At 38.8% G+C, this 7681-nt stretch carries 8 protein-coding genes; 7 read left to right on the top strand and 1 reads right to left on the bottom strand.

Translation table 11 applies throughout. The annotated features are described in order from the left end of the window. Positions 1-161 precede the first annotated feature (161 nt). The 3 genes from HT671_RS10955 (at position 162) to gap (ending at position 3299) form a co-directional block, all read left to right on the top strand. Positions 162-845, top strand: coding sequence for an ABC transporter ATP-binding protein (locus HT671_RS10955; protein ID WP_138703481.1), 684 nt, complete (start codon positions 162-164; stop codon positions 843-845). Next, the gene (locus tag HT671_RS10950) at positions 814-2115 is read left to right on the top strand and encodes an ABC transporter permease (RefSeq protein ID WP_166735446.1); all 1302 of its coding nucleotides are present in this window, start codon (positions 814-816) and stop codon (positions 2113-2115) included. Before HT671_RS10955 ends, HT671_RS10950 begins: the two co-directional genes overlap by 32 nt. A gap of 176 nt (positions 2116-2291) precedes the next feature. Further along, entirely contained in the window at positions 2292-3299 is a 1008-nt protein-coding gene (gap, locus tag HT671_RS10945) for a type I glyceraldehyde-3-phosphate dehydrogenase (protein ID WP_138703480.1), read from the top strand. Positions 3300-3367: 68 nt separating this feature from the next. On the opposite strand, the gene HT671_RS10940 is transcribed toward gap, so the two are convergent. Beyond that, complete coding sequence (locus tag HT671_RS10940) at positions 3368-4243, bottom strand: RluA family pseudouridine synthase (RefSeq protein WP_341774871.1); 876 nt, start codon at positions 4241-4243, stop codon at positions 3368-3370. A gap of 86 nt (positions 4244-4329) precedes the next feature. On the opposite strand from HT671_RS10940, the gene pbp2a reads away from it, so the two are divergent. From pbp2a to nusG, 4 genes are read left to right on the top strand one after another with little or no spacing between them, the layout of a single operon-like run. Then, complete coding sequence (pbp2a, locus tag HT671_RS10935; protein WP_138703479.1) at positions 4330-6525, top strand: penicillin-binding protein PBP2A; 2196 nt, start codon at positions 4330-4332, stop codon at positions 6523-6525. Positions 6526-6577: 52 nt separating this feature from the next. Further along, positions 6578-6730 (top strand): 50S ribosomal protein L33, encoded by a 153-nt coding sequence (gene rpmG, locus HT671_RS10930; protein ID WP_014017356.1) that lies wholly within the window; start codon positions 6578-6580, stop codon positions 6728-6730. A gap of 9 nt (positions 6731-6739) precedes the next feature. Then, on the top strand, positions 6740-6916 hold the full coding sequence (gene secE / locus HT671_RS10925; RefSeq protein ID WP_001210991.1) for a preprotein translocase subunit SecE: 177 nt from the start codon (positions 6740-6742) through the stop codon (positions 6914-6916). A 50-nt stretch (positions 6917-6966) separates the two neighbouring features. Then, positions 6967-7503, top strand: a complete 537-nt coding sequence (gene nusG / locus HT671_RS10920; protein ID WP_000376740.1) for a transcription termination/antitermination protein NusG — start codon at positions 6967-6969, stop codon at positions 7501-7503. Positions 7504-7681: the final 178 nt, after the last annotated feature.

Below are 7681 nucleotides of genomic sequence, written 5' to 3'. Positions count from 1 at the left end.
TTTTCGAAGAGTATTACTTGCTATACATCCAGAAGCAAACTCGGCAATAGAGAAAAAATTCTAAGCAGTAGGTTCATAGTGGCAATCAGTGCTAATGTCGCTTGAAGGCTTTTCTATAATTATGATGTATGACGATAACAGTTTTAAATAAGGGGGAAAGAATGTCCATTTTATCCATTAAAAATATTTCAAAATTTTACGCTTTGGACGGTAAACATCAAGAGCAGGCTTTAAAGAATATAAATCTGCAAATCGCAAAAGGTAAAATTACAGCGATTTACGGTCCGTCAGGCTGTGGCAAAACCAGTCTACTAAACATCATCAGCGGTTTAGATAGACAATATGAAGGAGATTTAGAGTTTAAAGGGGAATCCCTCCGTGACTTATCAGAGATTGAACTAACTCAATTTCGTAAAGATAAGATTGGATTTGTGTTTCAAAACTTTAACCTCATTCCTCATCAGTCTGTCTTGGACAATGTCAAATTACCTCTCTATGTCAAAGATTTATCTGACAGGGAGATGACAATGATTGCAAAGGAGCAATTAAGTAACTTGGGCATGGAGCCTTTTATGGCTAAAAATGTTAAACAGCTTTCTGGCGGGCAAAAGCAACGCGTAGCAATCGCGCGTGCACTGGTAAATCAGCCTGATATGATTGTAGCAGATGAGCCAACGGGTTCGCTGGATTCTCAATCCCAAGAAATGGTATTGGAGGTATTTAAAAATTTAGCCCAAACAGGGAAAACAGTACTAATTGTAACCCATAATCCAGAGGTTGCTGAATATGCAGACGTGATTATCAAAATGAAGGATGGTGAAGTCGTTGAAGAAGTCAAAAAATAAAGGATTATCATTGAAAAATAAATTCAAACTTTCTTTAAATAACTTTCTGGAAAGAAAGTGGCGTAACCTATTGATTGCGCTAGCAACCTCAATCGGTTTTGTAGGAGTCTTAATTTCTTTCGGCTTGGGAAATGCATTGATTTCGATGATTGATGAAAATACGAATGGAGGTCAAATCCCTTCACAAGTTCAGATTGCTTTAAACACAAAAAATGTTGGACGAGGCTTTTTGAACCAAGATGATAAGAACTACATCACGGATACAGTTGGAAAAGAAGCTATTAAATATTTGGAGAGTCCTTTTGGGATGATCATGTCAAATATGACTATAGATGGTCAAGAAATGGATCTGAGTCAAACGATGCCTTCTTATGCTCAAGTAGTGAGTCTCTATGAGGATACAAGTATCTCTGTTAGTAGTAATGAGGCGGACAAAGTGTTAGCTGGTTCCCTCTATACGGATGCAAATGAACAGGGTTTGACGATTCCAAGCAGTTTACTAAAAAATTGGAATGAACAGACAGGAAACAATCTGACAGCTAATGATGTTATTGGCAAATCAGTCTCAGCCAGCATTGTAGAAAATGCTGCCGAAGCTAGTAAGATTGCTCAATTTCAAACGAAGATTGTACGTGTAATCAATGATGAAGATGACCTGGAGGACAGCAACAGTTTCATGCCGTCTCATCAAATGGAAACGATTTTGAAAGAAGCTGGATTTACAAAAGCTGTATCTTATTTTATCTTGGAACTCAAAGATCCATCACAAACAAAAGCGATAACAGAAGAATTGCAGAAAAACAAGAAGTATACTGTTCTTTCTCAACAGAAGGTTCTTGATATTGTGATTACTTTTATTCGTGTCATTCAGGGATTGTTGATTGTACTTTCATCACAAGCTATTGTGGTAGCAGCGGTCATGATTGGTATCATCATTTACATCAATATTATGCAACGTTCTAAGGAAATAGGCGTCATGAAGGCAGTTGGTTATCAAAATCGTGATGTCAAAGGGATTTTTATTTACGAGGCTATCTGGATTGTAGGGATCGCCTTGCTGCTGGCCTTTTTGGTAGCACAAGGGGTGGGAAGTTTGGCGAATGCGGTTGTAAATCACTTTTACCCATCCATCACGAAGGTTTTTGAATTAAATTTGTTATCTGTTTTAGGAACTCTACTTTTCGCTCTATTACTTGGTTATGTCTCAGCCTACTTCCCAGCACGTAAAATTAGTAAAATGGATCCTGTAGAATCGCTACGATATGAATAGTAAGGGAGTTCTTGATTTATAGCCGTAAAAAGAAACTAACATAGAAAAACAATGCCCGTACTTGCAATTAAACTTAAATAGTTATATAATAGGTTTGTTGAAAGGTGATTTGTAGTGATTCAAGTTACTCTTTTCACAATAAAAATTTCATGATTTTCATAAGGAGGAAATCACTAATGGTAGTTAAAGTTGGTATTAACGGTTTCGGACGTATCGGTCGTCTTGCTTTCCGTCGTATCCAAAACGTAGAAGGTGTTGAAGTTACACGCATCAACGACCTTACAGATCCAGTTATGCTTGCACACTTGTTGAAATACGACACAACTCAAGGTCGTTTCGACGGTACTGTTGAAGTTAAAGAAGGTGGATTCGAAGTTAACGGTAAATTCGTTAAAGTTTCTGCTGAACGTGATCCAGAGCAAATCGACTGGGCTACTGACGGTGTAGAAATCGTTCTTGAAGCTACTGGTTTCTTTGCTAAGAAAGAAGCAGCTGAAAAACACCTTAAAGGTGGAGCTAAAAAAGTTGTTATCACTGCTCCTGGTGGAAACGACGTTAAAACAGTTGTATTCAACACTAACCACGACGTTCTTGACGGTACTGAAACAGTTATCTCAGGTGCTTCATGTACTACAAACTGCTTGGCTCCAATGGCTAAAGCTCTTCAAGACAACTTTGGTGTTATTGAAGGATTGATGACTACTATCCACGCTTACACTGGTGACCAAATGATCCTTGACGGACCACACCGTGGTGGTGACCTTCGCCGTGCTCGCGCTGGTGCTGCAAACATCGTTCCTAACTCAACTGGTGCTGCTAAAGCTATCGGTCTTGTAATTCCAGAATTGAACGGTAAACTTGACGGATCTGCACAACGCGTTCCAACTCCAACTGGATCAGTTACTGAATTGGTAGCTGTTCTTGAAAAGAACGTTACTGTTGATGAAGTGAATGCAGCTATGAAAGCAGCTTCAAACGAATCATACGGCTACACAGAAGATCCAATCGTATCTTCAGATATCATAGGTATGTCTTACGGTTCATTGTTTGACGCAACTCAAACTAAAGTCCTTGACGTTGACGGTAAACAATTGGTTAAAGTTGTATCATGGTACGACAACGAAATGTCATACACTGCACAACTTGTTCGTACTCTTGAATACTTCGCAAAAATTGCTAAATAATTCTTGAGTCGATAAAAAGCAAGGCCTCTTGGTCTTGCTTTTCAAATATTTAAAAATGGATGACACAATCATCCATTCTTTTTTAATTCTGTTTCAAAAGTATCTGATAGGACAGTGAAGCTTAATTTCTCTAGAGTAAGCGGATGGGTAAAGGACAGTCGGAAGGCGTGGAGCATAAGCCGACTCGTCTTTGAATTGCTGTTATAGAGAGGGTCGCCCAAAATAGGGAAGTTATGATGCGAAAGGTGCACACGAATCTGATGGGTTCGCCCTGTCTTTAGTTTACAACGGACAAGGGTCGTTTTGTTTGGGAATTGCTTTAATCTGCTTACATGCGTTTCAGCAGATTGCCCATTTTTTGTATCAACTATTCGTTTTCTGTGGTCATGGCGATCACGCCCAATTTTGTCTTTGAAAACAAGTTCTTTGCTGTTGATATTTCCGTCAACAAGCGCCCAATATTCCCTAGCAATCTCTTTTTTCTCCAATAAGCGGTTGAGAATGGGCAGGATAAAAGGATTTTTGGCAAAGAGAACCAAGCCACTGGTTTCCATGTCCAGACGATGAACGACATAGCAGGTTTGGCCAACATAGGCACTGACATGGTTGAGAAGGGCGATTTCGTTTGGCTGATTACCATGCGTTTTCATCCCCTCTGGTTTGTTTACAATAATCAAGTGTTGATCTTGATAAACTTCCTGCACTAAGTCTGGGTTGCCCCAAGGGATTTCTTTTTCGGGATAATCTTCCTCGTCAAAAGTCAACTGGCAAACATCTCCAGGACTTACCATCTCGTTCCAATGAACTTCTCGCTGATTAATCAAAATGTGTTTCTTGATTCTTAAAAAATGACGGATTTTTCTAGGGATGAGGAGTTGCTCCTCCAGTAATTGCTTTACCGTCATTTGAGGTAGAGAGTCTGGTAATGTAAATGTGAATTGCATACAGATATTGTAACAAAAAAAGCCCTATTTGGATAGGAAATAGCTAAATTCTTGTCTTCCTATGATGAAGATGATAAAATAAACGCATGAAATTAGATAAATTATTCGAGAAATTTCTTTCTCTTTTTAAAAAAGAAACAAGTGAACTAGAGGATTCTGGGTCTACTAGCTTGCGACGTTCTCACAGTGATCGAAAAAAATTAGCCCAAGTAGGTCCAATTCGAAAATTCTGGCGTCGCTATCATCTAACAAAGATTGTCCTTATACTAGGTTTGAGTGCAGGCTTGCTAGTTGGAACCTATTTGTTTGCTGTAGCTAAGTCAACCAATGTTAACGATTTACAAAACGCCTTGAAAACTCGGACTATCATTTTTGACCGTGAAGAAAAAGAGGCTGGTGCCTTGTCTGGTCAAAAAGGAACCTATGTTGAACTGACTGACATCAGTAAAAACTTGCAGAATGCTGTTATTGCGACAGAAGACCGTTCTTTCTATAAAAACGACGGGATTAACTATGGTCGCTTCTTCTTGGCAATTGTCACTGCTGGTCGTTCAGGTGGTGGCTCTACTATTACCCAGCAGCTGGCTAAAAACGCCTATTTGTCACAGGATCAAACTGTCGAGAGAAAAGCGAAAGAATTTTTCCTTGCCTTAGAATTAACAAAAAAATATAGTAAGGATCAGATCTTAACCATGTACCTTAACAACGCTTATTTTGGAAATGGTGTGTGGGGCGTTGAAGATGCGAGTAAGAAATACTTTGGAGTTTCTGCATCAGAGGTGAGTCTGGATCAAGCTGCGACTCTGGCAGGGATGCTCAAAGGACCGGAATTGTATAATCCTTTGAATTCCGTACAAGATTCGACTAATCGTCGCGACACTGTCTTGCAAAATATGGTTGCGGCAGGCTATATTGATAAAAATCAAGAAACCGAAGCTGCAGAAGTTGATATGACTTCGCAATTGCACGATAAGTATGAAGGAAAGATTTCAGATTACCGTTACCCCTCTTATTTTGATGCTGTGGTTAATGAAGCTGTTTCCAAGTATAATCTAACAGAGGAAGAAATCGTCAATAATGGCTACCGCATTTACACAGAGCTGGATCAAAACTACCAAGCAAATATGCAGGTTGTCTATGAAAATACATCGCTATTTCCGAGAGCAGAGGATGGAACATTTGCACAATCAGGAAGTGTAGCTCTTGAACCGAAAACAGGAGGAGTTCGTGGAGTTGTCGGTCAAGTTGCTGACAATGATAAAACTGGATTCCGGAATTTCAACTATGCAACTCAATCAAAACGTAGCCCTGGTTCTACAATTAAGCCTTTAGTTGTTTATACGCCAGCAGTTGAAGCAGGTTGGGCTTTGAACAAGCTCTTGGATAACCATACCATGCAGTATAACAGCTATAAGGTTGATAACTATGCAGGAATCAAAACGAGTCGAGAAGTTCCTATGTATCAAGCCTTGGCAGAATCGCTTAATCTACCTGCTGTTGCTACTGTTAATGATTTGGGTGTTGATAAGGCTTTTGAGGCAGGCGAAAAATTTGGACTCAACATGGAAAAGGTAGACCGTGTTCTTGGTGTCGCCTTGGGAAGTGGTGTCGAAACCAATCCTCTTCAAATGGCTCAAGCATATGCTGCCTTTGCTAATGAAGGTTTAATGCCGGAAGCTCATTTTATTAGTAGAATTGAAAATGCTAGTGGTCAGGTCATTGCGAGCCATAAACATTCACAAAAACGAGTGATTGATAAAGCTGTAGCTGACAAGATGACTAGTATGATGTTGGGTACATTTACAAACGGAACAGGTATTAGTTCATCACCTGCAGACTATGTCATGGCAGGGAAAACTGGTACAACTGAAGCAGTTTTCAATCCGGAGTACACAAGTGACCAGTGGGTAATTGGTTATACTCCGGATGTGGTGATTAGTCATTGGCTTGGTTTTCCAACCACTGATGAAAATCACTATCTAGCGGGTTCTACATCAAATGGTGCTGCTCATGTCTTTAGAAATATTGCAAATACCATTTTACATTATACACCAGGAAGTACCTTTACAGTTGAAAATGCATATAAGAAAAATGGAATTGCACCAGCCAATACAAGAAATCAAGTACAGAGTAATGAAGAAAATCAGGCGGATAATAGCCTTTCTGATATTAGAAGTCGTGCGCAAAGTCTAGTAGATGAGGCTAGTCGGGCTATCTCGGATGCGAAGATTAAGGAAAAGGCTCAAACAATATGGGATTCGGTAGTCAATCTATTTCGCTAAGATGCTTGTCAAAGCCTAGCTTTCTTGTTATAATAGATAAGATGGAGGCGTTATGGCACTAAAAAAAGCAAGCCTAGCTTGTGCGGTTTGTGGTTCGAGAAACTATTCAATCAAGATTAGTGGAACCCCCAAGCCTACACGACTAGAAGTAAATAAATTTTGTAAGCATTGTGGCAAGTACACTACACACAGAGAAACGAGATAGGAGAGAGCGATGCGTTTTATTGGAGATATTTTTAGACTTCTTAAAGACACAACATGGCCAACTCGCAAGGAAAGCTGGAGAGATTTTCGTTCTATCATGGAATACACAGCTTTCTTTGTAGTAATTATTTACATTTTTGACCAGTTGATTGTTTCAGGTTTGATTCGATTTATTAACATTTTTTAGAAGAGTAGTGAAAGTACACTAAAAATCTTCTATTTATGAAAGGAAATATCATGGATAGTTTTGATAAAGGGTGGTTTGTTTTACAAACTTATTCTGGTTATGAAAATAAGGTAAAAGAAAATTTATTACAACGTGCACAAACCTACAATATGTTGGATAATATTTTACGCGTTGAAATTCCAACGCAAACAGTGCAAGTTGAAAAAAATGGAAAGAGAAAAGAAGTAGAAGAAAATCGCTTTCCAGGTTATGTTCTTGTAGAAATGGTCATGACAGATGAAGCTTGGTTTGTTGTTCGAAACACACCAAATGTTACAGGATTCGTCGGATCTCACGGAAATAGATCAAAACCAACTCCATTATTGGAACAAGAAATTCGTGATATCTTGGTTTCTATGGGACAAACTGTACAAGAGTTTGATATCGATGTTGAAGTTGGTCAAACTGTACGTATTATTGATGGTGCTTTTGCAGACTACACTGGTAAGATTACAGAAATTGATAATAACAAAGTGAAGATGATTATCTCTATGTTTGGTAATGACACAGTTGCAGAAGTAAACCTAAACCAAATCGCAGAATTATAACCCAAAGAGAGGCAAGACCTCTCTTTTTTGTGCAGTTGAGACGGTGTAGAGAACAGAATGGATGAAATGTGCCAAAAGTGTTTCTGAATCTGTTAGACTGTACACAGAAAGGGGAAAAGAATGATTAAAGAATTGTATGAAGAAGTCCAGGGAATTATATATAAGTGTAGAAATGAAT

The organism is Streptococcus sp. 2741 (genome assembly GCF_013276315.1).
Classification (GTDB): domain Bacteria; phylum Bacillota; class Bacilli; order Lactobacillales; family Streptococcaceae; genus Streptococcus; species Streptococcus pseudopneumoniae.
This window is presented reverse-complemented; position numbering and strand designations above follow the sequence as displayed.

Excerpts from the sequence above, each read along its gene's own strand:
- HT671_RS10955 (WP_138703481.1), top strand. The coding sequence starts at position 162 with ATGTCCATTTTATCCATTAAAAATATTTCAAAATTTTACGCTTTGGAC.
- HT671_RS10950 (WP_166735446.1), top strand. The coding sequence starts at position 814 with ATGGTGAAGTCGTTGAAGAAGTCAAAAAATAAAGGATTATCATTGAAA.
- gap (WP_138703480.1), top strand. The coding sequence starts at position 2,292 with ATGGTAGTTAAAGTTGGTATTAACGGTTTCGGACGTATCGGTCGTCTT.
- HT671_RS10940 (WP_341774871.1), bottom strand. The coding sequence starts at position 4,243 with ATGCAATTCACATTTACATTACCAGACTCTCTACCTCAAATGACGGTA.
- pbp2a (WP_138703479.1), top strand. The coding sequence starts at position 4,330 with ATGAAATTAGATAAATTATTCGAGAAATTTCTTTCTCTTTTTAAAAAA.
- rpmG (WP_014017356.1), top strand. The coding sequence starts at position 6,578 with ATGGCACTAAAAAAAGCAAGCCTAGCTTGTGCGGTTTGTGGTTCGAGA.
- secE (WP_001210991.1), top strand. The coding sequence starts at position 6,740 with ATGCGTTTTATTGGAGATATTTTTAGACTTCTTAAAGACACAACATGG.
- nusG (WP_000376740.1), top strand. The coding sequence starts at position 6,967 with ATGGATAGTTTTGATAAAGGGTGGTTTGTTTTACAAACTTATTCTGGT.